Raw genomic sequence first — 23,102 nt, 5'->3', positions numbered from 1 at the left:
CGACCGTTTACCCCGAGCCATGAGGCTGATCATGACCCATGAAGAATTCCTGCGTTTAGCCGCTGAAGGCTACAACCGCATTCCGCTTGCCTGCGAAACCATCGCTGACTTCGACACGCCGCTGTCGATCTACCTGAAACTGGCCGATGCGCCCAACTCTTACCTGCTGGAGTCCGTGCAGGGCGGCGAAAAGTGGGGCCGCTACTCGATCATCGGCCTGCCAGCGCGCACCGTGCTGCGTGTGCACGGTCATGAGGTGGTGATCACCACCGACGGCGTCGAGGTCGAGCGCCATGAGTGCGCCGATCCACTGGCCTTCGTCGAGCAGTTCAAGGCGCGCTACAAGGTACCGACCATCGCCGGGCTGCCGCGTTTCAATGGTGGCCTGGTGGGTTACTTCGCCTACGACAGCGTTCGATACGTGGAGCCCAAGCTGGCTGCCGGGGTCAATCCCGATGCGCTGGGCACGCCGGATATCCTGCTCAATGTCTCCGATGCCGTGGTGGTGTTCGACAACCTGGCGGGCAAGATGCACGCCATCGTGCTGGCCGATCCGGCCGAGGCGCAGGCCTTCGAGCGTGGCCAGGCGCACCTGCAGGAAGTCCTGCACAAGCTGCGTCAGCCTTTCACCCCGCGTCTGGGGGTGGATCTGAACAAGCCTGCGGGCGAGGAGCCCGTGTTCCGCTCCAGCTTCAGTCGTGAGGATTACGAGCGCTCGGTCAGCGCCATCAAGGATTACATCCTGGCGGGCGACTGCATGCAGGTGGTGATTTCCCAGCGCATGTCCATTCCGTTCAAGGCAGCGCCCATCGACTTGTACCGCGCGCTGCGCTGCATCAATCCGACGCCTTACATGTACTTCTTCAACTTCGGCGATTTCCATGTGGTGGGTTCGTCGCCCGAGGTGCTGGTGCGTGTCGAGGACAACCTGGTCACCGTCCGGCCCATCGCCGGCACTCGCCCGCGTGGCGCCACCGAAGAGGCCGACCTGGCGCTGGAAGAAGACCTGCTGGCCGATGCCAAGGAGGTCGCCGAGCACCTGATGCTGATCGATCTGGGCCGCAACGACACAGGACGCGTCTCGGAAATCGGCTCGGTGAAACTGACCGAGAAGATGGTCATCGAGCGATATTCCAACGTCATGCACATCGTTTCCAATGTCACCGGCCAGCTGAAGAAGGGCCTGACTTCGATGGACGCGCTACGTGCCATTCTGCCGGCCGGCACCCTGTCCGGTGCGCCGAAGATCCGCGCCATGGAGATCATCGACGAGCTGGAACCGGTCAAGCGTGGCGTCTATGGCGGTGCAGTCGGTTACTACGCCTGGAACGGCAACATGGACACCGCGATTGCCATTCGCACGGCGGTGATCAAGGACGGCGAGTTGCACGTGCAGGCCGGCGCCGGCATCGTCGCCGACTCGGTGCCCGCGCTGGAGTGGGAAGAAACCCTGAACAAGCGGCGTGCCATGTTCCGCGCTGTCGCACTCGCCGAACAGACAGCCGTTCAGGCCCAGGAATAAGAGGAGCCGTACCATGCTTTTGATGATCGATAACTACGACTCCTTCACCTACAACGTCGTGCAGTACCTGGGTGAACTGGGGGCCGACGTGCATGTGATCCGCAACGACGAACTGACCATCGCCGAGATCGAGGCTTTGCAGCCTGAGCGCATCGTCGTCTCGCCCGGCCCCTGCACGCCGAACGAGGCGGGTGTGTCTATCGAGGCCATCCTGCACTTCGCCGGCAAGCTGCCGATTCTCGGTGTATGCCTCGGCCACCAGAGCATCGGACAGGCCTACGGTGGTGATGTGGTGCGCGCGCGCCAGGTGATGCATGGCAAGACCAGCCCGGTGTTCCATGAGGACAAGGGCGTGTTCGCCGGTCTCAACAACCCGCTCACCGTAACCCGCTATCATTCCCTGGTGGTCAAGCGTGAAACCCTGCCGGATTGCCTGGAAATCACCGCCTGGACCCAGCATGAAGACGGCTCGGTCGACGAGATCATGGGCCTGCGCCACAAGACCCTGAACATCGAGGGCGTGCAGTTCCACCCCGAATCCATCCTCACCGAGCAGGGGCACGAACTGTTCGCCAACTTCCTCAAGCAGACCGGAGGCGTGCGCGCATGAATATCAAGGAAGCCCTGGGCCGTATCGTCGCCCAGCTCGATCTGACCACCGAGGAAATGCAGGCGGTGATGCGCGAGATCATGACCGGCCAGTGCACCGACGCGCAGGTCGGCGCCTTCCTCATGGGCATGCGCATGAAGAGCGAGACCATCGACGAGATCGTCGGTGCCGCCAGCGTCATGCGCGAGCTGGCCGCGCCCGTAGTGATCGACGCCGAGCGTCTGGTCGATACCTGCGGCACCGGTGGCGACGGCATGAACATCTTCAATGTATCCACGGCGGCGGCCTTCGTCGTCGCGGCAGCTGGCGGCAAGGTGGCCAAGCACGGCAACCGCGCAGTTTCCGGCAAGAGTGGCAGTGCCGACCTGCTGGAAGCCGCCGGTGTCTACCTGGGGCTCAAGCCCGAGCAAGTGGCGCGCTGTGTCGAGAGCGTGGGCGTCGGTTTCATGTTCGCGCCGTCTCATCACGGGGCGATGAAGCACGCCATCGGCCCGCGCCGCGAGCTGGGCCTGCGCACCCTCTTCAACATGCTTGGCCCGATGACCAACCCGGCAGGCGCCAAGCATCAGGTCATCGGCGTATTCAGCCAGGCCCTGTGCCGGCCGATGGCCGAAGTGCTGCAGCGTCTGGGTAGCGAGCACGTATTGGTGGTGCACGCGCAGGATGGGTTGGACGAAATCAGCCTGGCCGCGCCGACCTTCATTGCCGAACTCAAGAATGGCGCGGTCAGCGAGTACCGCATCCAGCCCGAGGATTTCGGTATCAAGAGTCAGAGCCTGATCGGCCTGACCGTCGACAACGCCGAGCAGTCGCTGGCGCTGATCCACGATGCCCTCGGCCGGCGCAAGACCGACAACGGTCAGAAGGCCGCCGATATGATCGTGCTCAACGCTGGCGCGGCGCTCTACGCTGCTGACCATGCCAGCAGCCTGCGCGAAGGTATGCAGCTGGCGCATGATGCCCTGCACACCGGCCTGGCGCGTGAGAAGCTGGAAGAGCTGGTGTCCTTTACCGCGGTATTCAAACAGGAGAACGAAGGGTGAGCGTGCCAACCGTACTGGAGAAGATCGTCGCCCGTAAGTTCGAGGAAGTGATGGCCCGTCGCGCTCAGGTCAGCCTGGCCGAGGTCGAGGCCGCTGCGCGCAGTGCCGATGCTGCGCGTGGCTTTGCCCGCGCGTTGCTGGAACAGGCGGCGCGCAAGCAACCGGCCGTGATCGCCGAGATCAAGAAAGCCTCGCCGAGCAAGGGCGTGCTGCGCGCCGACTTCGTGCCGGCGGATATCGCCCGTAGTTACGAAGCGGGCGGCGCCACCTGCCTGTCGGTGTTGACCGATATCGATTTCTTCCAGGGCGCCGACCAGTACCTGCAGCAGGCGCGCGCCGCCTGCGCGCTGCCGGTGATCCGCAAGGACTTCATGGTCGATCCGTACCAGATCGTCGAAGCACGTGCACTGGGCGCCGACTGCGTGCTGTTGATCGTGTCCTGCCTGGATGACGTGCGCATGGCCGAGCTGGCCTCGGTGGCCAAGGACGTCGGTCTCGACGTGCTGGTCGAGGTGCATGACGGCGATGAGCTGGAGCGTGCGCTGAAGACGTTGGACACCCCGCTGGTGGGTATCAACAATCGCAACCTGCACACCTTCGATGTCAGCCTGGAAACCACGCTCGACCTGCTGCCGCGTATTCCGCGTGATCGTCTGGTGGTGACCGAAAGCGGCATTCTCAATCGCGCCGATGTCGAGCTCATGGAGATCAACCAGGTTTATGCCTTCCTGGTCGGTGAAGCCTTCATGCGTGCGGAAAGTCCGGGCAGCGAATTACAGCGCTTGTTCTTTCCCGAACGCGGCCGGCCGGCTGTCATCGGCAACGATCCTGAGTAAGACGCATAAAAAAGCCGGCAATCAAGCCGGCTTTTTTACGGAGGCTGGTTCAGCGCGTGCCGAAGACCACCATGGTCTTGCCTTTGACGTGTACCAGGCCCTGTTCTTCCAGCGACTTGAGTACCCGACCGACCATCTCGCGGGAGCAGCCGACGATGCGGCCGATTTCCTGACGGGTGATCTTGATTTGCATGCCATCCGGATGGGTCATCGCATCCGGCTGCTTGCACAGGTCAAGCAGGGTGCGCGCAACACGGCCAGTGACATCGAGGAAGGCCAGGTCGCCGACCTTGCGCGTGGTATTGCGCAGGCGCTCGGCCATCTGACTGCCGAGGGCGAAGAGGATTTCGGGGTCTTGCTGGGTCAGTTCGCGGAACTTGGCGTAGCTGATTTCCGCTACTTCGCATTCGGTCTTGGCGCGAACCCAGGCGCTGCGTTCCTTCTCTGAGCCATCCTTTTCGAACAGGCCCATCTCGCCGAAAAAGTCGCCAGAGTTGAGATAGGCGATGATCATTTCACGGCCATCGTCATCCTCGATCAGGATGGTGACTGAGCCCTTGACGATGAAAAACAGGGTTTCGCAACGATCACCTGCGTAGATGATGGTGCTTTTGGCTGTGTAACGACGGCGATGACAATGCGCGAGAAGTTTGTCGAGGTTCTTGATCTTTGGTGTAAGGGTAATAGCAACCATGCCCGAGTCCCGAATATTAAAAGTGAAGGCCTTTGTCCAACGGCAATTTCTTATTTGTTATCCGGCCAAGTGTGACAGCATTCCGACGCCAGCTTAACAGACATACTATGACCAAGGAGTTTTTTGCGACTTGGGTAACGTTACAGTGTGGAACTTTCGCGCATTCGGCGCACATCGGATTGCAGCCTGCCTGTGCTAATCTGCCAAACTTTTCCACTCTGGGAGCCAATATCGATGAAAGCGCGTGTGCAATGGGCCGGTGAAGCTCTGTTCCTCGGCGAGTCCGGTAGTGGCCATGCCGTGGTGATGGACGGTCCGCCCGATGCGGGTGGTCGTAACCTCGGTATTCGGCCGATGGAGATGCTGCTGATCGGCCTCGGTGGCTGCAGCAACTTCGATGTGGTCAGCATTCTGCGCAAGGGCCGCCAACCGGTAGAAAGCTGCGAGGTGTTCCTCGACGCCGAGCGCGCAGACGAGGAGCCCAAGGTGTTCACCAAGATCCACCTGCACTTCGTGGTCAAGGGCCGTGGGCTGAAAGAGGCTCAGGTCAAGCGGGCGGTGGAGCTGTCGGCGGAGAAGTACTGCTCGGCCTCGATCATGCTGGGTCGTGCCGGTGTGGACATCAGCCACGATTACGAAATCGTCGAACTGGGCTGAATCCATACGAGCAAGTAACGAGGGCGCCGATTGGCGCCCTCGTTCGTTTCAGATGCGGTAGGTACTCTTGGTCATCACCTTCGACAGTAAGGTCATGCCGAACTTGATCGGTGCCGGGAAGCGCACACCGCCGGCTGCCATGGCGCTGTTGGCGTGCTGCTGTTCGTCGATGCGCATCTGTTCGAGGATGGCGCGTGACTTGGTGTCGTGCTCGGGCAGTTGCTCCAGGTGCTCGTCCAGATGCTTGCACACCTGATCTTCTGTGGCGGCGACGAAGCCCAGGCTGACGCGATCACTGACCAGTCCGGCAACGGCGCCAACGCCGAAGGACATACCGTAGAACAGCGGGTTGAGTACACTGGGCTGGCTGCCCAGCTCACGAATGCGCTGTTCGCACCAGGCCAGGTGGTCGATTTCCTCATCAGCCGCATGCTCCATGGCGCTGCGCGCTTCCGGGAGTTTGGCGGTCAGCGCCTGGCCCTGATAGAGCGCCTGGGCGCAGACTTCACCGGTGTGATTGATGCGCATCAGGCCGGCGACGTGGCGCGACTCCTCGCTGCTCAGCTCGGTCTCGTTCTGCACGATGGCAGGCGATGGGCGACCCGGCGCACCGCTGAATGGCAGCAGTGTGCGCAGTGCGGCATCGGCTTGCAGCAGCAGGCGGTCGACGGGGGAATACTGACGTTCGCTGGCCATGGGGCACCTCCAGAGGGAACAACCTTGCCAGTTTACTGCAAAGTCACCAGGTCGTCCGCGCTCAAGGCAGTTCGCGCAACACGCGAAACCCCAGGGCATAGTCGCGATGATGGGGTTGCTTGAGGTCGCGCATGCTGCTGCGCAGGTAGACCGGGCCGCTGTTCCAGGCGCCGCCGCGCACCACACGCGGGCCATTGTCGAGCAAGCCTGCGCTCTGTGTTTCGCTGCCGTCGAAGCGCTGGGTGAAGTTCGAGGCTGTCCATTCCCAGACGTTGCCAGCGGTGTCATGCAAGCCGAAGCCATTGGCCGGGAACTGGCCGACGGCTGCCGTCTTGTTGCGCAGCAGACGCGAGCTGGCGCAACCGCGGCAGTGAGCGCGTGGCGCTTGCTCATCGCTGTCGAGTTGCTCGCCCCACCAGTAGTAGCTCTGGCTGCCGCCGCGTGCCGCATATTCCCATTCGGCTTCGGTGGGCAGGCGATAACGCGCGCCTGTCTCGCGTGACAGCCACTGGACATAGGCGTGAGCGTCACGCCAGGACACGTGAATCACCGGGCGCTGTGCGGAAAGGCCCCAGCCCTCGTTGTCAGGCATGGGCAGCTCGTTGGCTTCGGCAAATTTCTGCCAGTCGGCGAAGGTGACTTCGTGGCGGCCCATGGCAAAGGGCTGGTCGAAGACGATGATGCGCGGCGGGCGCTCGTTGTCGTTGCCGCGACCGCTAGCATCGCCCAGGCGAAACTTGCCGGCGGGGATTACCACCATTTCGGGCCCCTGGCCGCCGCTGGGCAGCGGATCGCTGAGAGTCTCGAAGGCCACTGCCGGTCGGTTCACCAGCAGAGCGCTGGCCGCGATGGTAATGGCGGCGAGGGTCACGCAACGCGCTTTCAGCACTTGCACGGGGTGATGCCTCCGGCGACGATCTGCGTGTTCAGGCGGTCCATGCTGTAAGTTCTCGATTCTGTGAAATCGCGGATGGTAACCCTGCTTGCCTGGCTGGCCAAATCTCACAAGGAGTCGGTGTTGAAGAACGATATTCATGATCTTGGGCTGGTGCTGGATTCCAAGGTCAAGCTGGTGGTGATCGAGTCCTGGGACGAGCTGCGCGTGCTGGAAACCCTGACCGGTCTGGCGATCAAGCGCGGTCTCGGCCTGCACACCTGGTCGGTGACCGAGGGCCTGCAGCGTCTTGGTTTCGGCGGCGCAGCGGTGGACGAGTCGCCGACCCTTGAGCCCGAAGCGGCTCTGCGCATGATCAAGGCTGATCTGCAGCCGAACCTCTACGTGATGTGCGACCTGCATCCCTTCCTCGATGACAACCCCAGGCTGGTGCGCTTGCTCAAGGAAATCGCCATGAGCGAGGCCGCGCACAAGCCGACGCTGGTGCTGGTGTCGCATGCGCTCAAGCTGCCTGCCGAAGTACAGCGTTTCGCGGCACGTTTCAGTCTCGCGCTGCCGTCGGAAGACGAGCTGCTGAGCATCGTGCGTGACGAGGCGACGCGTTGGAGTGAAGGCAATCGCGGCGCACGCGTGCGCACCGACAACCGCACCTTGCAGCAGGTGGTGAAGAACCTGCGCGGCCTCAGTCATGCCGAGGCACGCGCGCTGGCGCGCAACGTGATCTGCGATGACGGAGCGATCACCCAGGAAGATATCCCCGAGCTGAACAAGACCAAGTTCCAGTTGCTGGATCTGGAGGGCGTGCTCAGCTTCGAATACGACACCGCGCGCTTCGCCGAAGTCGGCGGGTTGGTCAACCTCAAACGCTGGCTGGCCGAACGTCAGGCCGGCTTTCTCGAAGGCAAGCTCCTTGATGCGCCGAAAGGCGTGATGCTGGTCGGCGTACAGGGCGGTGGCAAGAGCCTGGCGGCCAAGGCCGTTGCCGGACTCTGGGGCTTGCCGCTGCTGCGCCTGGATTTTGCCTGCCTGTACAACAAGTTCTTTGGCGAAACCGAGCGTAATCTGCGTGAGGCGCTACGTCTGGCCGAACAGATGGCGCCCTGTGTGCTGTGGATGGACGAGGTGGAGAAGGGGTTGGCCAGTGGCGACCACGACGGAGGCGTGATGTGCAGGCTTGAGAAAAAGAATACAGGGAAAGCGCGATAAATGCGGGATGGTGTGGTCTGGGGTGGGCTATATCGGGATGGGATTCTGTAAAACTCTTGCCATGGGTGAAATTGCTAATCGGGCAGTTTCACCCAGGCAATTAGGGACTCAGCCAGGGCTTTCAGCTCTGCAGAATCCTCTCCTTTATAGATAGAGGCGGCGACCTCCAGGCAGCGAAGGCGGAGTTGCTCCGCGTGCGGCTCAGGCTTGGCGGAGTCCTCAGCTTTAGGGCTCAGGTATCGATGCACCGCAGAGCGCGATACGGCATACCCCCGACCTATCAACCAGTCGACGTGGTCGTTCAGCGTCCATGCCGGGTACTTGTGATAATTCTCCGACAGCTCGGCACGAACATCAGCTGGCAGACTGTTAATGGCGAATTTCCGGGCCATCAGTTGGCTCCTGAGCAGTGGCTAGTCGCCGAGGTCGAGGGTGTGCTGGTCGCGGTCGAACTTCCTGTCCTGCGTTCTCTTGAGCAGCTTGTAGATCGCATTCTCTGTCATGTCGTACTCAACGGCCAGCGCGTGGTGGTTGCGGCCGTTGAATTTGCCCAGGATCTCCAGATCGCGTTGGGTGATCCTCCACCGGAAATCCTTGGGAAACGTCACACAGCTACCGGCCCAGGTGTTCGACAGATGCTCGACCACCGCAGCGCCGGCCTGCTCGGCGATCTTCGCGTCCACACCGTGCTCCGAAACCACAGCCGCAACGTGGTCGGCGATATCGCTGAGTAGTTCGTGGCGCTTCTCCGCCATCGCTGTTGGCCTTGCGCTCATGCGTTCCCCCTTGCCGCTGCGATGCGGCGTTCGGCTTCCTCTTCATTAATAAGGCCCAGGCGGCGATCGGCTTCGATGCGGCCGAGGGCGTCCTGCAGGATCTGTTGCGTGGTGGCCACTGCGCGTGCCGGCTTGGCCGGCGCGGCGGCTTGCACTTGGACGGGGTCGCTGGCGATGCCGTAGACCACCGTGCGCAGGTAGTTGTGGTTATCGAGTGGCAGCGACAGGCGATCGCGGGCAATCAGCATCTGCTCGATGCCGGCCGTCCAGATCCTGGGCGGCGCCGGCTTGGAATCGTTGGTGCGGGCGTCCTTCTGCACCGTGCCGGCGTTGACCAAGTCGAGCAGCTCCTCCAGCAGCCGGATGGCGCGGGTCATGCGCAGGCTGCGCTTGGCCGGGCTGAACAGGCGCAGGTAGTTGAGCACCGCCCGGCCGAGCTTCGGATCGAGGCCGGCAAGCATTGCCGCCAGCTTCTTGCCGTCCGCGTCTGCGAAGCCGGCCTCGATCGGAAACTGCTCGCCGCAGCAAGGGCATTGCAGCTGCATCAGTCGCCCCTCCGCGCGATGACCAGGTTATTGAGGGCATCCACCAGGGCCTTGAGGATTGGACGCTGGCGCTTCCACCCCTTCGGCAGGGCTTCCAAACCGTCAATGCGTTCTGGATCGCTAACGCCCAATGCCTTACACAGCTCTTCCACCTGGTGGAGCAGCTCGCGCTTCTCCTGCTCGACGTGCAACGCCGCCAACACCGCCGTTAGCTGCTTGGGTGTTTTCAGCCATGCGACCTTCTCCACGCCGAACTGGCGCTTGGCGATTGCATCGGCATAGCTCCAGGGCAGGCCCATGTTAGTGAGCTGAGCCTCGATCACCTCGATCTCGCCGGACAGCTGGGCGAAGTTGTGCGGCTTGCCCTTCGCCTTGCTGCTGGGCTTCGGTTTGAAGCCCAGGCGCTCCAGCTCGACCATCAGCCGGCCGGCCTGGCGGGTGTTGAGGTCTTTTGCAGACTCGACTCCGGCCACGCGGCGCAGCAGTGCGCGATAGCTGTCGTCATCCATGCCCAGTTGGCCCTTGGCGATGTGGATCTTGCCGAGTACGCCTTTCGAGATACTCATGCGCGACCACCCATAGAGCAGCTCAGGCGATTAAGGCGGCGGTTGATGGCTGCAGTCTGCTTGCGCAAGGCGCGCAGCTCGGCACTGAGGTCGATAGTAGCCACTACCACCGGTTCGGCTGGCACCTCCGGTACCGGCTTTGCCTTCACAGGAGCGGCGGGCTTTGCCGGTTTCGCCTTGATGGGCGCAGCCTGGGCTGGCTTCTGCTGCTCCGGGTTGATCGACTTCGAGCGCCAGGGCCCACTCTCGATAGGACGGCGGAAGTTGTCGAAGGCCTTGATCTCGCCACCCTTGGCCAGAAACTCAGCAATCTGCGCATTCAGCTCGTCCTGACGCTCCTGGGGCTTGGTCATGTCGGTGGACGGTGCGTCCCTGAATATTGGGTGGCTCATCGGATGGCCTCCCCTGGAACGATCAACCATTTTCTGTGCAGCCGACCGACAGGCGAGCACGGCTGACGCTCGATGGTTTTATGGAAGTCGGGGAAGAGCTTGTCTGCCAGGCGCTCGACAGCCAGCTTGGCGTCATAGGTGCAGGATGCCTTCTTACCCTTGATGGTTTTGGTCCTGTAGCCGGAGTGATCCAGATGTACGAAGACCTCTACTGTGGTGTTAGTCGCCATCTCACACCCCCTGAGTCAAACGGGCCAAAGGCTTATGACCAAGGCCCTGATGCAGTTGAGCCTTCTTGCCCTGGTGATAGCCCGCCTCGCTGGCCACCTCGTCGCGGGCCTTGAGTTTGCGGCGCTTCATCTTGGCCTGACCCAGGTTCGGATAATGCTTGGCCATGTACGCCTGGATGGCCTCGGCGATGTTGTCCTCGACCCCGGCGAACTCCTGAACCTTGAGGTACACCGCATCGATCCAGCCATGGGCGAAGGCATCGCCCCGCGCTACCTTGGTCGAGCGTTTGCAGCGCTTCTGCGTGCCGAGGAACTCCTTGCGGGCTTTCTGTAGCTGGCGCTCCAGCACCTGGTAGGCGTAGCCGGACAGCTCCGGGGCGGCGCCGCAGCCGATGAACTTGAAGCCGGCCGGTTCCAACCAGTGGGTGGTGATGATCAGGTGAGTGCCGAATGCATCGGCGCAGACGCCGGCCAGGCGGGTGCGCCAGGCCGGTGGCTCGCCATCGGAGCCGGCTGGGACCTTGGCTTCGCCCGCCATGCTGGGCAAGACGTCGCCCATCTCCAGCTTGTAGGCCTCCATCATCTTCTGAGCCTGGCGCATGGCAATCTGGGCTTCGTTAGGGTTGGAGCCCTTGCCCTTGGCCATCTCCAGGCACTTCTTGATCTTTTCGAGGATGCGGTCCTGGTCCATGGTCACACCTTCGCAATGTCGAGGCTGATGGGCTCGTACCGGTCGGTGTCGCCGACGCGCTCGTACACTCGGACGTAGGAGCTGGTGGTGACGACGGTGACGGCGTCGCTGATGGCCTGCATGGCGCGAATCCAGCGCTCGTCGGTGATTTCCAGGCGGCGCAGCGCCAGGACGCTGCCGGTGCGAATGTTGCCGGCCTGGTCGACTTTGAAGGCGTCGTTGATCAGGGTAATGATCTCGGGGCGCGAGCCTTTCACCCACTCCTGCAGGCACTCGTCGATCAACGCCTTGGCGCCCTGCAGGCGTTCATCGAAGCGGATGTTGTCCGCCTTGGCCCGCACCACCTTGAAGCGGCCGTCGTAGCTGAACAGCGTGACGTTGCCCTTGGCGCCGCCCAGCTTGGCGCCGTACTCATCGGCGGCAACAGCCACCAGGGCGTCAACCTCACCAAACACCTTGGCCTTGAAGTCGACCAGCGCCTGGTTGAGTTCCTGGGTCTTGCCGACGATGGCCATCACCAGCTCGTCGCGCATCAGGTCGAGCGGCTTGATCATGGACTCGGGTACGTGACGGCCCTGGGCGTCGAGGCGGAAGCCTTCGGGGACTTGGATTTGCTCAGCCATGGGTTTCTTCCTCGGCTTGTTGGGTATTGATTTCGAGTTCGGCCTGTACCGCCTCGCGGAAGCGGCAGATCTCGTCGTTGAGCTTGTGGCCACCGATGGTCGGATAGGCCGAGGCGTAGCCGGCGCTGCGTTTGAGCAGCTCCAGGGCTTCGCGCAGGCGGCGTTCGACGGTTAGCTGTACGGCGGACTTGGTCATGCTGTTCATCAATGCACCGCCTCGGCCGGCTCGGCGGCACGTTGTTCGGCGCGGTGCAGGCGCTCCAGCTCGGCGATGATCAGCGCACCCGCCTTCGCCAGCTCACGGATGCGGCCGGCTTCTTCCCCATCCCATGGCTTGGCAGTCCAGCCTTCCGGCAGGATTGCTTCGCCCAGGGTGCCGCCATAGCCGGTGCTGGTTGCATCCCAGAAACGGGCAGACGGTGGCATCGCGTAGTACGTGGCCAGTGCTGCGATCTCTTCGCAGGCGTGGTCATCGTCATGGTCGCTGTCGTAGCCGTGCTGTTGAATCTGGCGGATGCGCTCAGTCAGTACACGGTTAACTGCAGGATTGGTGGCCTCGCTGAGGATCGTCACCAAGTGCGCCATGTGCTGCAGAGACTGCAGCAGTTCCCACTTCGACGGATTGACGCCGATGTCGTGGCCGATGGCTTCCCAGGCTTCAAGGACGGTTACGGTTTCCCCCTTGGATTTCTGTCGAGTGACATGCGGAGCTAGGAACGTCAGGGCGATAACAACCGTGACGCCGATGGCACCCACAGCCAGCAGGCTATAAGGAGGAAGTTCGGCCATTTGAAGCACTGCTCCGGCGAGAGCAATGCCGATAACCAGTGCGATTGCGAGGGTTTTGGTAATCATTGTTCTTGCCCCTTTGCCGGCGTCAGCCAGCAGACGTAGCAGCCGCCGAGGCGGACGCTGTTGATGGTGTGGACGCCTTTAGTGCTCCAGCTCACGCCGCGCCACTCACTGCTGAACGATGCGGCGAGCTGGTCGGAGTCTTCGGCGTTGATGAAGATCTTGCCGTCGAGCGGCGATGCGGCCTCGATGCGCACGCCCACCGCGCGCAGGCGGCGGGTCATGTCGTTGAGGGCGCGGAGCTTGTCGGCCAGGTCAGGGGTCAGCACGGTGCACATGGGCAGCGCGTGCTGGATGGAGATCTCGGCGGCGATCTTGGCGCTGAGCGGGATGACGTTGGGAGCGCGCATGGTCATTCCTCCTCGTCGCTGGCCGGGGCGGTGCGTTCGATGGACAGCGGGAACTTCTCGAACTGCTGCTCGGCGATCGCCAGTGCAAAGCGCCAACCTTTGAGCATCGCGCCCTCTAGGACGATGGGATTGGCATCGTCCACGCCGAGGCAGATCTGAGTGCCTTCTACTGCCTGCGACAACGTGCCGAGGTTGCCAATGCGGCGCTGGTGCCACTGGATCAGCGGCTTGGCCAGGTCGATCTGCGCTTCCTGGGCCCCAGCGGTGTGGGCTTGGTCTTCGAAGGCAATGACCATTTCCAGCAGTACCTGCTTCTCCAGGTTGGCCTGCTCCAGCAGGTTCCCCTGGTCGAACTGCCCGCCGACCAGGCTCCAGGCCGAGGCGTAAACCTGGGCCTGATCCATGATTTGTTCGATGGTGATGGCCATGGCTCACACCCCCTTCACAACATCAGCGGTGATGCGGCTTTCGCCGATCTCGGCGGCGAGGTTGAGGGCGGCGTTGAACAGGTTGCCGATGGCCAGCGGGTAGAGCTGGCTGGCACCGTCCTTACCCGAGCTGCCGAGGCGTTCGATGATGGCCTGTACGCCGCTGGCGTCGATCAGCTCGTCGAGCTGCTTGCCAGCGTGCTTGCAGCGGAATGCCAGGTGCGCGTCCAGGTCACCGACGGTGATGGGTTGCAGTTGCGCGATCTCGATGCGCTGGGCCACCTCGCGCACGTCGCCGTTGCGCGGGCTGAGTTTGATCAGCAGCTCGGGCTGGCCGATCAGGATGATGGACAGCAGCTTGTCGAAGCCGTGTTCGAGCTGGTCACGCATGCGCTTGAGGTGCTTGAGCGTGGGGATGGGCAGCGAATGCGCCTCTTCGATGATCAGCACGTGGCGGAAGCCTGCGCCGTGGCTGGCTTTGAGCGTGGCGTGCATCTGCGCGAAGCGGGCCTCGGGGCTGGATTTGGCCTTCTCCAGCGGCGCCACGGCAGCCATCACGGACTCGGCGATGTGGGTGGCCTTGAGGGTCTTGCCCCTGGTGTCGTTGTCCTCCATGCCCAGCACGTAGGGTTCGATAACGATGACGGGCTCATTGCGCAGGCGGTGTGCGAGATCGCGGCGCAAGGTGCTTTTGCCAGCGCCGGACTCGCCCACCACGGCCAGGAAGCCGTCATGGCGCGCCGTCTGGTACATGGACTCGCGGATGTAGCGGATATCGGGGCTCAGGTACATCTCATCGGCCGACTTGAGGTCGTCGAAGGGGTCGCGGTGCAGGTTGAACGCCCGCTTGGTATCTGGTCGTAGCACTTGTTTAGCCATTAGCATGTCGGGGCACTCCTGGGTTTCGTGATTGTTTTCCGGGGTTGCAGGGGCCTGCGCGTTGGCGCGCGCAGGCTCCATCTCTTCAAACGCGGCGCGCACTGCGTCGAACTCCGCGCCTTGTTGCATCAGGTACTCAGTGATGCCCCAGGCCAGCTGGTTCATCGGGATGCTCTTGGGCCACTGGCCGTGGTTGATCAATTGCGCGATGGCTGCCGGGCTGAGCTTCACCGCCCTGGCCAGGTCTGCCTGGCCCTTGCCTACGCTGGCCAGCACTTGCTTGAGGCGTTTCATCAATCACCCCCAACCAGGCGCAGGCCTGGGCGTGCGGGCGCGGTCAGGCGCGTGTGGATGGCGTCCAGCTCTGCCTCGGGTACGCCGTTCGGGTAGTCGGCCTTGAGCGTGGCCAGGTGCTCGGCGTTCCAGCTGCTGCCCATGCGGGCGCGCAGCGCTTTGGCGGCTTCGATGACGGTGAGCGGCTTGATCTCGACCGTGGCCACGGTGACGCGGGTTTCCAGCTCGGTACCGCGCTTGGGCAGGTAGGTCGGCAGGACGGTGTTGGCCTGTTCCTTGAAGGGGTCGATCTCGCCATTGAAGGGCACGGCGCGGGCTTTGATGGCCTGCTCGGCCTCGGTCACGGTGCTGGTGCCGGTGGCCAGCTGGTCGAGCTGCTTGCGGTCCTTCTGTGCGGTGGTTTCCGGCAGGGCCTGGTGGCCTTCACCGATCACGCGGCGGGTGGCGCCATTGGCGGCGAAGCCGTTGTCGTCGCGCTCGATGCGTTCGACCACCTGGTAGTGCTCGCGACCGTCTTCGCCGCGCAGTACCAGCTGGGCGCTGTCGGCATCGCGGAACGGGTTGCGGGTGATCAGCACCGAGTCGCCGACCTGCAGGTGCTCGATGCTGCCGACGTCGTATTCGGCGCCACGGAATGGCACGCGCAGCTTGGCGGATACCTTGCGCGTCTCCGGTGCGGCAATGGCCAGCTCGCGCATCATTTCCGCCGGCGGCGCGATGCGCAGTTGCTCGGGCTTGATGGTCATCCACAGGGCATAGCGGGCGCGGTGGTGGCGGGTGTGGATGGCGGTGGCGTTGTAGTGCCGCATCCAGCGCCCGGCCAGGCCGTTGATCTCGTCCAGGGTGCTGGGCTTCTTCATCAGCTGCAGGCCGCTTTCGAACTCACGCTCGACGATGTTGTGCGCCTGCTCGACCTGGCCCTTGGCGCGGGCGTTGCCGACCTTGTTGATGATCAGCTCGATGCCCAGGGCGCGGCAGAGGTTGCGGAACATCGAGGAGGTCATCGCCGCACCGGGGTCGGTCATGATCATGAAGGGCACGCCGTGGAAGGGGTCGGTGTCGCCGCGCTTGACCATGGCGCTGATCAGTACGTGGCAGAGGTTCTCCGCGCTCTCGGCGCCGAGCACGTAGTGCACGTAGAGGGTGCCGCTGGTGTGGTCGGTGATGACGTAGCGCCACAGGCGCTGCTTCTCGATGCGTTTGAGGTTCTCGGGCTTGCCGTCGTAGAACTCGGCTTTATTCATGGCGCGGGCGCCGTCGTCGGCCAGGTAGAACTGGGTAGAGATCGAGGCGTCGATCTGCCAGACGTGGTTGGGGTGCTTGCTGACCAGCTCGACGGCTGGCGTGGGGCGCAGCAGCTGCTCAGGGTGCAGGCCATAGCCACGCAGGGCGCGGCCGATGGCGCTGAGCGACATGGGGGTGATTTCGCCGGTATCCGGGTTGACGGTGCCGGCGATGATTTTGCCGTTGTTGCGCAGGCGCTCGACGGCACGCTCCAGGGTGCTGAGCTGCTTGTCGTTGTCACGGATCGAGCGAATCATCGTGGTGCTGAGCATCTCGGCCTCGTCGCGGGTGAGCGCTGAGTTGCCGGCGTCGGCCCGTTGCTTACGGGGTTGGGTCACGGTGACCTCCTTGAGTTTCCGGTACAGAGTCGCCAGGGAGATGCGCAGATCGTCCGCTGCCGCCTGGCACAGCTCTGTACGGCTCGCTGTGGAGCGTTCCAGTTCGTGCGCCAGGGCAACGAGGCGTTGTGTCATCACGGCGCTCATGGGCTTACGCACCTTGGCCTTGGGCCGCAGCAATGGCGGCCTTGACGGCTTGCTCGTCTTCGTCTTTCAGCCAACTGGGCGTGACGCTGGCGGTCGGCTCGGCCGGGATGTTGTATTCAGCGCGGATCTGCAGCAGCGCGCGCTCGACCTGGGCGAGCATGCCGGCGATGACCGGGCGCTGATCGAGGCCGGACTCTTCGCCCTTCTCGACCAGCAGGTGCACGGCCGGGTGCAGGGCGCCGGCGATAGCGGCCTCGGCGGCGGTGGCCTTGTTGGCCAGCTCTTCGCGGCGCTCGGCAAGCTGCTCGTCCATCGGCACCACCACTACCAGCGGCTTTTTGGCCAGGGCGACGGACAGCTCTTCGATCTTCACCGTTTTGTCGGCGTTGACCTTGGCCAAGGCCTTTTTGTCCTCGCGGGTTTCGCGCAGGGCGGCGCGCAGCTCTTTAACGGACATGGTGGCAACGTCGTCCAGGTGCAGCTCGCCGGTCTGGCCGGTGAGTTCCAGCTCCTGGATCTCTTCGTCGTCCAAGACGAGCATTTCGAAGAGCTTCGATTGATTGCCCAGGGCTTTGGTCAGGGCGGCATTACTGCCCAGGCTGGCGAACTTGGCGGCGGAGGTCATGAACTTGACGGCCACCTTTCTATCGAGGCCCAGAGCATCCAGGCGCTCCACAAACTCGCCATGGGGGCACGCCAGCTTCAGCACCTGCAGGCCGCGCCCGACTTCGAGGCAGGCCTCGACGCTGCGGCGCATGTTGGCGGCGATATCGCGCTGGATCAGGTCCGGGTCGGTGCAGTCTGCCGGCAGCTGGTAGCCCAGCTGCGCAGCGACGGCGCGCACCTGGGTGTCATGTTCGGTGCTGAGCGTTGCAACCTGGTGTTGCTGAGCGAGCAAGGCCTGGCCGTGCTGCAGGTCGTCTTCGGCCAGCTCAATGGTGGTGGCGGGTTTGCGCGGCATCAGGCAACCCTCCGCTCTACTGAGGCCAGGCGGCGCAGTGTCTCGATGGCAACGGCGCGGTCGCCGTTGGCCTCGATCAGGGCATTGCGGAACTCGTCGGCGCCACGGCGGCAGCCGTAGTAGTAAGCGTCATACTCCAGCGACCCTTGCGGGTAGTTGACGGTGCTCGGCTCGCCTTCAATGCGCAGTTTGAGCGCGGCGCACAGCCCCTCGACGTAGATGCTGCTGTGGCGGTCGCCGCCGCGTAGCAGACGGGCAGCCAGTTTTTGGTAGTCCATGAGTGTGCTCCTCGGTTAGTGGGCGCTGATGCGCGCCTGAATCTCGGTGATACGGGCCTGGCCGCGCTGCAGCTCTTCAGCAGTGGCCATGGCGTACTTCAGAAACGCGATGCTCGGGGCGAAGCGCCCGCTGTCGAGGCGCGTGGCGAAGCCGGCTTCGATCAGGGTGTCCATGTAGCGGGTGATGTTGGCCGGGCTCTCGCCCAGGCCCTTGGCCAGCTCGGTGTTGCTCAGCCCCGTGAGGGTGTGGCCGCGCAGGGCGTTAAGCGCGCGCAGCACGCGACGGGCGCTGTCGTTGGTGCGTTTGGTGGTCATGCGCAGCGCTCCATCGGCACGACGACCAGGGCGCCGGATTGGTTGATGCCGGGCTGACCACCCAGGGCGGTTGCCAGCTGCTCGTGCAGGCTCATGGCCTCGTCACGCCAGCCTTCGGCGTTCTCCTCCATGCGGGCCAGGTCGGCGCGCAGGCGGGCGTTCTCTTCGTCCAGGCGCACGACCTCCTGGCAGAGCTGCTCCAGGGCCTGTTCGTCCAGGCTGGCCAGCAGCGTGCGGATCTCAATGGCCTTACTCATCGTCAGCCACTCCAAAGTCGAGTTGAGGGGTTTGCGCCTGGGCGACGTTGCCGTGGTGCCAGGCGAGGGATTCGAGGCCGGCGCGAATGGCGTCCAGGGTCTGCTCGGCGGTTTGCTTGCCGTCGTAGAAGGCCATCAGCGCGCCGGTGGTGTTGTGCAGCACGCCCTGCAGCTGCTGCAGGTCGCTAGCGTTGCAGGCCTTGCCGACGGGGATGTCCACCAACAACTTGCCGTGGGCGGCGGCCAGGTAGCGGGTAATCAGTGGCAGGCCGCAGGCGTGCTCCAGCGGCAGGATCAGGCTCAGCGGCAGCTTGCCGTTGCCCATCCACTTGTAAAGCGTGCTGGCGTTGTTCTGGCCCAAGTGGTCGCAGGCCAAGCGCTCGATGCCACGGTTGTGGCGTTTGAGTGCCAGCTGCGCGCAGCCATCCATAGCCTCGGCGGGCGAGCGTGGTACCCAGTGTTTCCAATTTCGGCGGGTCATTGGATGGGGCTCCTTCGGGCCGTCTGCGGCGGCTTCCAATCAAAAACTCTGTTTTGCCCTTGGCAATGCCGTTACCAAATGGCCACTCTGTTGGGGTACATTCACCAACGAGGAACGGGTTATGCGGGATCGTCTGAACACTGATGAGCTGCAGGTGCGTCTGGCTGCGACGACGTATGCATGGGCACTACTGGTTCGCCGCTTGGCACCGCTGGGGCTGGATACAGAGGCGCTGATGCAGGATCTACGGACGTTTCAATGGGGCGAGCATCCGCTAGCTGAGCAGGCGTACCAGGCGATGCAGGGCTTGGCGGCTGAATGGGAGCGAATGGATCAAGCCTTCCTTGAAAGCCAAGGCCGATAACGTTTCCAGTAGCCAACGGCGGCATGTTGTTGGGGTCGACGCGGACCACGTCGCCCACCATCACGCCGGGCATGCCGGATACGTCGTAGTCAGTGCCGTTGACCACTACGGTCAGGCGTGCGGTGACACGGCGGTTGATTGCCGCGACGGTTGCCGGTGAGGATGACTGAGGTTCTACGCGGTGTTGGCGAACGCCTGCCAGGAGATCCTGACTGATGATTTCAGCCTCGCGGTCAGTCAGCAGGCGCTTGCCGTTGGCGCGGGTGGCAGCTTCCAGGATGTCGGCAACGGTTGCTGGCGCGGCTTGAACCTGCAGGCGATCACCGACGATGCGGCCGGCGCCGATGAGCATCAGGCGGTCGACCAGTTTGCGGGTGCCTTCTGTGGCGGGAGTGCGATCGACGAACACCAGGGCCTGCTGGCGGGCTTCGGCCAGGTGTACGGCGATGGCGGCACTGTCACCAGGTGCGCAGGCGATCAGCGCGTTGAGCGCGGCGCGCCAGGCGTCCATAGGATGGGGGATCAATTCGATCTCCTCGGTCATGAGTTGCGGCTTGTCGGTCATGGCAGTGACCCTCGCTGCGGATGGTTGGAGGTGGGTTAGGCGGCGAAGGCTTCTTCGTCTTCGAGCTTCATGCCGAGCTTTACGGCGATCTCGTGGGCCTTGCCGTAGTTGGCTTTGGCCTGGCCGTTGAGCACGCGGTACACCTCGTTGCGGGTGTAGCCGTGTTGTTCAGCCCATTCGGTGAAGGTTTTGCCGCGCGCTTTGAAGCGTTGCTTCACTTGCTCGGCGGTTAGGGCTTTGGTTGCAGTGGCCATGGCGGTGGCTCCTGTGATGCAAAGATGAATTTGGTTTGTGGTGCTGATGATGGTATTCGAATGAATACCTGTCAAGGAGAAATATTCATTTGGATACCTTTGGCGATAGGTTGCGCATGGAGCGCGAGCGCCTATGTCTTAGTCAGGAGGCTCTAGGTGAGATCGGCGGCGTTAAAAAGCTGGCGCAGATCAACTACGAGAAGGGGAAAAGGCACCCGGATGCCGAATACCTGGCAGCCGTCGCGGCTGCGGGAGTGGACGTGCTCTACGTGCTTACGGGGCAGCGCTCGCCAATCGTGACTGATCAGTCATATGTCTCGACGTCGAGACATATGACCGAAAACGCAAATCCGGTCACGCATTCCGTGGCGGCTGAGCCGCTGGGCGAATACCGGCTAAACCGGCGCGAGAAGGCGCTACTGGAGAACTACCGAGGCTCGGACGAGGAAGGTCGACGAGCCATGGAGAGCACAGCGAGTGCTCTGGCGCACAGGGACGGTGCGAAGAAGAAAGGACGCCAAGGCGGCGAATGATGACTAACGTGCGTGGGGATAATGGAATGATGCGCTTATCTGTAGCTACCCTGCTTGCTGCGGGGTTGATCACTGGATGTGGTACGGCACCTAGGCAGTACGATGTTGAGCGGAGCAGGCTGGTTAACCAGAGCTATGAAACGGTTTGGTCTGGGCTGATTAGCTACCTGGCCGAGCGGAATATCCCCTTGAAGAGCTTCGCCAAGGATAGCGGCGTGATCTTCGCTGAGGCGGTCACCTTTGACGAAGGCCAGGCCGATTGCGGCTCACCCGGCTTGCTCAAACCCATTGCCCGGTATGCCAGCATCAACATCCTGGTGCGGCCGCAAGGTAGTGCGCAGAAGGTCACAGTGAATAGTCGGTTCGTAGAGACTCGATTCAACTCGCTGGACTACTCAAGCACAAGGGTAGAGTGCAACTCAAAGGGCGTGGTCGAGGAGCGCATTCTGTCGGCACTCGGCCCTGGTGCGCCAACCCCTGCGAAGTGGCAGGCAGTCCCAACGCGGGAGCCCTCTTCACAGCCAGCTGCTACGCAGGGGGGCAGCAAAGAGCAGCAGCTGCAGGAGCTGCAGAATACGCAGGGGCTGAGCTACGAGGAGTACCAGCGGCGGTACAGGCTGATCATGGGGCAATAGCACGGAGGCTGTATGAGCGACTACGGGGAGGGAGACCTGGACCTGCTGTTCACGATGTTCGAAGGGGTGATGCAGGCCCAGGAATACCTGGCTATGAGCCTTTTACATACCGGCGCGCTTGATCGAGCAGGCCTGCAAGCCAGGCTTGAAGCCGCGCTAGCCAGGGACGATTTGCGGGTTGGCACACAAATCCCCCTTTCGCGGATGCTTGAGGTTGTGAAGGGTAAGGAGCCGCCCCCGCCGCCTCGCTGGACGCCTCGGCTGATTCCTGGGAAGAAGCCTGGCTGAGCCTGCGCTGCGCCCCTGCCTCGACGGAAGCACGCCTGGCAGGCGCGGCGCGCTGTAACTCAAGAGCCCGCTCCAGTAGGCTCATGCGCGGTTGATCGAAGTCGCGCAATATCGATTCGGCCCGTGACCTGAAGGTCGCCAGGCTTTCACCATTCGCAATGCTGTAGTCGATGATCTGGCGAAGTATCGCCAGGCGGTCGGCGTCGTTCGTCTGCATGTCGGTTGCCCTCTGCTGATTTGGCTGCCGATCCTGCGCCCTTGCATGGGCAATGTATTTTTGCCGCGTCCAAATTACTCCGCGCGCGCGCGAGGCGAAGCTGTGATCTCTCCCCCGGTCGGACTGCCGGTATGAGCACAGCAACGGCCAGGGATTGGCCAACCTCGGAGCGCAACCCATGGCCACCACTTGCCAGAACAAGCCCAAGCGCCGCCTCCTGCCGCGCATGACCGTTTTCGCTGTTATCTCCATCCTGCTGCTGGTCGCGATCTGGTTCGTGCGTCCTGAGCAGTTGCAGGTGGTGCTGTACAAAGCCAGCCTCATCACCATCGGCGCCGTGCTGGGCTACTACATCGACCGCGCGGTGTTCCTGGTCGAGGCTCGGCCCCACCAGTGCATCGGTGGCATCCATATCGTCGGCGCGTGGATCCGCCGGGCACTGATCGTGCTGGGCTGTGTGCTCGGCATGACGCTGGGGCTGTAGCCGTGAACCGCCTCAAGCGTTGGCTGGCCGAGGCCCGCAATGATCTGGCGATCATCTGGATGATCGAACCGCGCCTGTTCCTTTGGCCTTTGATCCTGCTGATCTGCTTGCTGGGTGCGTTCATCGTGCCCAAGGCCGATGCCGCCAGCATTCCGGCCGCTGCCGAGCAACACCGCCGCACCCTGGTGCGCGCCGCCCATGCTGAGTGGGGCCTGGGCGCGCCTGTGGCCACCTTCGCCGCCCAGGTGCATCAAGAGAGCGCCTGGCGCTCGAATGCCCGCTCGCCGGTCGGCGCCGAGGGCCTGGCGCAGTTCATGCCGGCCACTGCCGACTGGATGGCAGAGATCTACCCGCGCAGCCTGGGCCCGGCGCAGCCGTACAACCCAGGCTGGGCGCTGCGGGCCATGGTCGCATTCGACCGCTGGCTCTATGAGCGAAACCAGGCCGTTAGCGAGTGTGACCGCTGGGCCTTCGTGCTGGCCGGTTACAACGGCGGCAATGGCTGGGTGAATCGTGATCGACGTCTGGCATCGGCAAAGGGCGCCGATCCGCTGGCTTGGTTCGATTCCGTCGAGCGGCATAACGCTGGCCGCTCGGCTGCCAACTTCCGCGAGAACCGCCATTACCCGCGCGCCATCCTGCTGCGCTGGGAGCCCATGTATGCGGCTGCCGGCTGGGGGCCTGGCGTGTGCGCCGACAGGTATAGCCGCCATGAAGATCCCAACGCTGTTTCTGCTCGCCACGTTGACCACCAGTTCGCCTGCCGCTTGCTCCCGGAACTGGCTGGCTGCCGCAGACCTGAACGTATCGCTACCGCCCCGCGTTCGACCGGCCCAACTCTGGCCGCCCGAACGCGCGGACAAACGACCACCCATACCGCGCTGGTTGCGGCGCCGGCTGAAGCGTAAGGGGCGGT

34 protein-coding genes and 1 pseudogene are annotated in these 23,102 nt (G+C 63.2%); 11 read left to right on the top strand and 24 right to left on the bottom strand.

All coding sequences use genetic code 11. The annotated features are described in order from the left end of the window. Positions 1–31: 31 nt before the first annotated feature. The 4 genes from trpE to trpC are packed head-to-tail and all read left to right on the top strand — an operon-like array spanning position 32 to position 4,011. Complete coding sequence (gene trpE, locus H3221_RS12075) at positions 32–1,522, top strand: anthranilate synthase component I (RefSeq protein ID WP_196474673.1); 1,491 nt, start codon at positions 32–34, stop codon at positions 1,520–1,522. Between the two features lie 13 nt (positions 1,523–1,535). Beyond that, on the top strand, positions 1,536–2,132 hold the full coding sequence (locus tag H3221_RS12070) for an aminodeoxychorismate/anthranilate synthase component II (protein WP_196474672.1): 597 nt from the start codon (positions 1,536–1,538) through the stop codon (positions 2,130–2,132). Beyond that, a complete protein-coding gene (trpD, locus tag H3221_RS12065; protein ID WP_196474671.1) occupies positions 2,129–3,175 on the top strand; it encodes an anthranilate phosphoribosyltransferase in 1,047 nt (348 codons plus the stop codon). The genes H3221_RS12070 and trpD overlap by 4 nt, the downstream gene beginning before the upstream one ends. Continuing rightward, positions 3,172–4,011, top strand: coding sequence for an indole-3-glycerol phosphate synthase TrpC (trpC, locus tag H3221_RS12060; protein ID WP_196474670.1), 840 nt, complete (start codon positions 3,172–3,174; stop codon positions 4,009–4,011). Before trpD ends, trpC begins: the two co-directional genes overlap by 4 nt. Positions 4,012–4,060: 49 nt before the next feature. Here the strand turns inward: trpC and crp are convergent, their stop codons facing one another. Continuing rightward, entirely contained in the window at positions 4,061–4,705 is a 645-nt protein-coding gene (gene crp / locus H3221_RS12055; RefSeq protein WP_017675648.1) for a cAMP-activated global transcriptional regulator CRP, read from the bottom strand. A gap of 234 nt (positions 4,706–4,939) precedes the next feature. On the opposite strand from crp, the gene H3221_RS12050 reads away from it, so the two are divergent. After that, a complete protein-coding gene (locus tag H3221_RS12050) occupies positions 4,940–5,362 on the top strand; it encodes an OsmC family protein (RefSeq protein ID WP_003463479.1) in 423 nt (140 codons plus the stop codon). 48 nt (positions 5,363–5,410) lie between these two features. On the opposite strand, the gene coq7 is transcribed toward H3221_RS12050, so the two are convergent. Together coq7 and H3221_RS12040 are read right to left on the bottom strand one after the other, a co-directional pair. Then, positions 5,411–6,058 (bottom strand): 2-polyprenyl-3-methyl-6-methoxy-1,4-benzoquinone monooxygenase, encoded by a 648-nt coding sequence (gene coq7 / locus H3221_RS12045; protein WP_196474669.1) that lies wholly within the window; start codon positions 6,056–6,058, stop codon positions 5,411–5,413. 61 nt (positions 6,059–6,119) lie between these two features. Next, positions 6,120–6,953, bottom strand: a complete 834-nt coding sequence (locus H3221_RS12040; RefSeq protein WP_196474668.1) for a formylglycine-generating enzyme family protein — start codon at positions 6,951–6,953, stop codon at positions 6,120–6,122. A 123-nt stretch (positions 6,954–7,076) separates the two neighbouring features. Between H3221_RS12040 and H3221_RS12035 the strand changes: the two are divergent. Next, positions 7,077–8,129, top strand: a pseudogene (locus H3221_RS12035) (AAA family ATPase); the annotation flags it as partial. 104 nt (positions 8,130–8,233) lie between these two features. Here H3221_RS12035 and H3221_RS12030 read toward each other — a convergent pair. The 21 genes from H3221_RS12030 to H3221_RS11930 form a co-directional block, all read right to left on the bottom strand. Further along, the gene (locus H3221_RS12030; protein WP_196474667.1) at positions 8,234–8,551 is read right to left on the bottom strand and encodes a phage protein Gp27 family protein; all 318 of its coding nucleotides are present in this window, start codon (positions 8,549–8,551) and stop codon (positions 8,234–8,236) included. Between the two features lie 21 nt (positions 8,552–8,572). Beyond that, on the bottom strand, positions 8,573–8,935 hold the full coding sequence (locus tag H3221_RS12025; RefSeq protein WP_224490582.1) for a Mor transcription activator family protein: 363 nt from the start codon (positions 8,933–8,935) through the stop codon (positions 8,573–8,575). Continuing rightward, entirely contained in the window at positions 8,932–9,480 is a 549-nt protein-coding gene (locus tag H3221_RS12020) for a hypothetical protein (RefSeq protein ID WP_196474666.1), read from the bottom strand. Before H3221_RS12020 ends, H3221_RS12025 begins: the two co-directional genes overlap by 4 nt. After that, positions 9,480–10,046, bottom strand: coding sequence for a gp16 family protein (locus tag H3221_RS12015; RefSeq protein WP_196461186.1), 567 nt, complete (start codon positions 10,044–10,046; stop codon positions 9,480–9,482). The genes H3221_RS12020 and H3221_RS12015 overlap by 1 nt, the downstream gene beginning before the upstream one ends. Beyond that, positions 10,043–10,438 carry a hypothetical protein gene (locus H3221_RS12010; protein WP_196474665.1) on the bottom strand — a complete coding sequence of 132 codons (396 nt, stop codon included), beginning with the start codon at positions 10,436–10,438 and terminating at the stop codon, positions 10,043–10,045. Before H3221_RS12010 ends, H3221_RS12015 begins: the two co-directional genes overlap by 4 nt. Beyond that, positions 10,435–10,668, bottom strand: coding sequence for a hypothetical protein (locus tag H3221_RS12005; protein ID WP_196474664.1), 234 nt, complete (start codon positions 10,666–10,668; stop codon positions 10,435–10,437). Before H3221_RS12005 ends, H3221_RS12010 begins: the two co-directional genes overlap by 4 nt. A gap of 1 nt (position 10,669) precedes the next feature. After that, positions 10,670–11,359 carry a DUF2786 domain-containing protein gene (locus H3221_RS12000; protein ID WP_196474663.1) on the bottom strand — a complete coding sequence of 230 codons (690 nt, stop codon included), beginning with the start codon at positions 11,357–11,359 and terminating at the stop codon, positions 10,670–10,672. 2 nt (positions 11,360–11,361) lie between these two features. Then, complete coding sequence (locus H3221_RS11995; protein WP_196474662.1) at positions 11,362–11,982, bottom strand: DUF3164 family protein; 621 nt, start codon at positions 11,980–11,982, stop codon at positions 11,362–11,364. Beyond that, positions 11,975–12,178: a hypothetical protein gene (locus H3221_RS11990; RefSeq protein WP_196474661.1), complete on the bottom strand. Its 204-nt coding sequence runs from the start codon at positions 12,176–12,178 to the stop codon at positions 11,975–11,977. The genes H3221_RS11995 and H3221_RS11990 overlap by 8 nt, the downstream gene beginning before the upstream one ends. An 8-nt stretch (positions 12,179–12,186) precedes the next feature. Then, a complete protein-coding gene (locus H3221_RS11985; RefSeq protein WP_196474660.1) occupies positions 12,187–12,837 on the bottom strand; it encodes a hypothetical protein in 651 nt (216 codons plus the stop codon). Further along, complete coding sequence (locus H3221_RS11980) at positions 12,834–13,184, bottom strand: hypothetical protein (protein ID WP_196474659.1); 351 nt, start codon at positions 13,182–13,184, stop codon at positions 12,834–12,836. Before H3221_RS11980 ends, H3221_RS11985 begins: the two co-directional genes overlap by 4 nt. Before the next feature lie 2 nt (positions 13,185–13,186). Continuing rightward, complete coding sequence (locus H3221_RS11975) at positions 13,187–13,612, bottom strand: host nuclease inhibitor protein (RefSeq protein ID WP_196474658.1); 426 nt, start codon at positions 13,610–13,612, stop codon at positions 13,187–13,189. Between the two features lie 3 nt (positions 13,613–13,615). Further along, a complete protein-coding gene (locus tag H3221_RS11970; protein WP_196474657.1) occupies positions 13,616–14,785 on the bottom strand; it encodes an ExeA family protein in 1,170 nt (389 codons plus the stop codon). Further along, the gene (locus H3221_RS11965) at positions 14,785–16,542 is read right to left on the bottom strand and encodes a DDE-type integrase/transposase/recombinase (protein WP_318011452.1); all 1,758 of its coding nucleotides are present in this window, start codon (positions 16,540–16,542) and stop codon (positions 14,785–14,787) included. The genes H3221_RS11970 and H3221_RS11965 overlap by 1 nt, the downstream gene beginning before the upstream one ends. A gap of 16 nt (positions 16,543–16,558) precedes the next feature. After that, positions 16,559–17,515 (bottom strand): hypothetical protein, encoded by a 957-nt coding sequence (locus H3221_RS11960; protein ID WP_196474655.1) that lies wholly within the window; start codon positions 17,513–17,515, stop codon positions 16,559–16,561. Beyond that, positions 17,515–17,793, bottom strand: coding sequence for a hypothetical protein (locus tag H3221_RS11955; RefSeq protein ID WP_196474654.1), 279 nt, complete (start codon positions 17,791–17,793; stop codon positions 17,515–17,517). Before H3221_RS11955 ends, H3221_RS11960 begins: the two co-directional genes overlap by 1 nt. A 15-nt stretch (positions 17,794–17,808) precedes the next feature. Then, the gene (locus tag H3221_RS11950; RefSeq protein WP_196474653.1) at positions 17,809–18,108 is read right to left on the bottom strand and encodes a helix-turn-helix domain-containing protein; all 300 of its coding nucleotides are present in this window, start codon (positions 18,106–18,108) and stop codon (positions 17,809–17,811) included. Further along, the gene (locus tag H3221_RS11945; RefSeq protein WP_196474652.1) at positions 18,105–18,365 is read right to left on the bottom strand and encodes a hypothetical protein; all 261 of its coding nucleotides are present in this window, start codon (positions 18,363–18,365) and stop codon (positions 18,105–18,107) included. Before H3221_RS11945 ends, H3221_RS11950 begins: the two co-directional genes overlap by 4 nt. Beyond that, positions 18,358–18,846: a hypothetical protein gene (locus H3221_RS11940; protein WP_196474651.1), complete on the bottom strand. Its 489-nt coding sequence runs from the start codon at positions 18,844–18,846 to the stop codon at positions 18,358–18,360. The genes H3221_RS11945 and H3221_RS11940 overlap by 8 nt, the downstream gene beginning before the upstream one ends. A gap of 119 nt (positions 18,847–18,965) precedes the next feature. After that, on the bottom strand, positions 18,966–19,775 hold the full coding sequence (locus H3221_RS11935; RefSeq protein ID WP_196474650.1) for a hypothetical protein: 810 nt from the start codon (positions 19,773–19,775) through the stop codon (positions 18,966–18,968). 35 nt (positions 19,776–19,810) lie between these two features. Next, on the bottom strand, positions 19,811–20,029 hold the full coding sequence (locus H3221_RS11930) for a DNA-binding protein (RefSeq protein ID WP_196474649.1): 219 nt from the start codon (positions 20,027–20,029) through the stop codon (positions 19,811–19,813). Positions 20,030–20,118: 89 nt separating this feature from the next. Here H3221_RS11930 and H3221_RS11925 point away from each other — a divergent pair, with 89 nt between their 5' ends. The 5 genes from H3221_RS11925 to H3221_RS11905 all read left to right on the top strand — a co-directional run bounded on the left by H3221_RS11925 (position 20,119) and on the right by H3221_RS11905 (position 23,094). Then, positions 20,119–20,562, top strand: a complete 444-nt coding sequence (locus H3221_RS11925; RefSeq protein WP_196474648.1) for a helix-turn-helix domain-containing protein — start codon at positions 20,119–20,121, stop codon at positions 20,560–20,562. A gap of 188 nt (positions 20,563–20,750) precedes the next feature. Then, entirely contained in the window at positions 20,751–21,197 is a 447-nt protein-coding gene (locus H3221_RS11920; RefSeq protein WP_196474647.1) for a hypothetical protein, read from the top strand. Between the two features lie 12 nt (positions 21,198–21,209). Further along, a complete protein-coding gene (locus H3221_RS11915; protein WP_196474646.1) occupies positions 21,210–21,485 on the top strand; it encodes a hypothetical protein in 276 nt (91 codons plus the stop codon). 395 nt (positions 21,486–21,880) lie between these two features. Beyond that, entirely contained in the window at positions 21,881–22,186 is a 306-nt protein-coding gene (locus H3221_RS11910) for a putative holin (RefSeq protein WP_224490580.1), read from the top strand. Positions 22,187–22,188: 2 nt separating this feature from the next. Beyond that, a complete protein-coding gene (locus H3221_RS11905; RefSeq protein WP_224490578.1) occupies positions 22,189–23,094 on the top strand; it encodes a transglycosylase SLT domain-containing protein in 906 nt (301 codons plus the stop codon). Positions 23,095–23,102 lie beyond the last annotated feature (8 nt).

The organism is Pseudomonas chaetocerotis (assembly GCF_015712105.2).
Lineage (GTDB): Bacteria > Pseudomonadota > Gammaproteobacteria > Pseudomonadales > Pseudomonadaceae > Aquipseudomonas > Aquipseudomonas chaetocerotis.
This window is presented reverse-complemented; position numbering and strand designations above follow the sequence as displayed.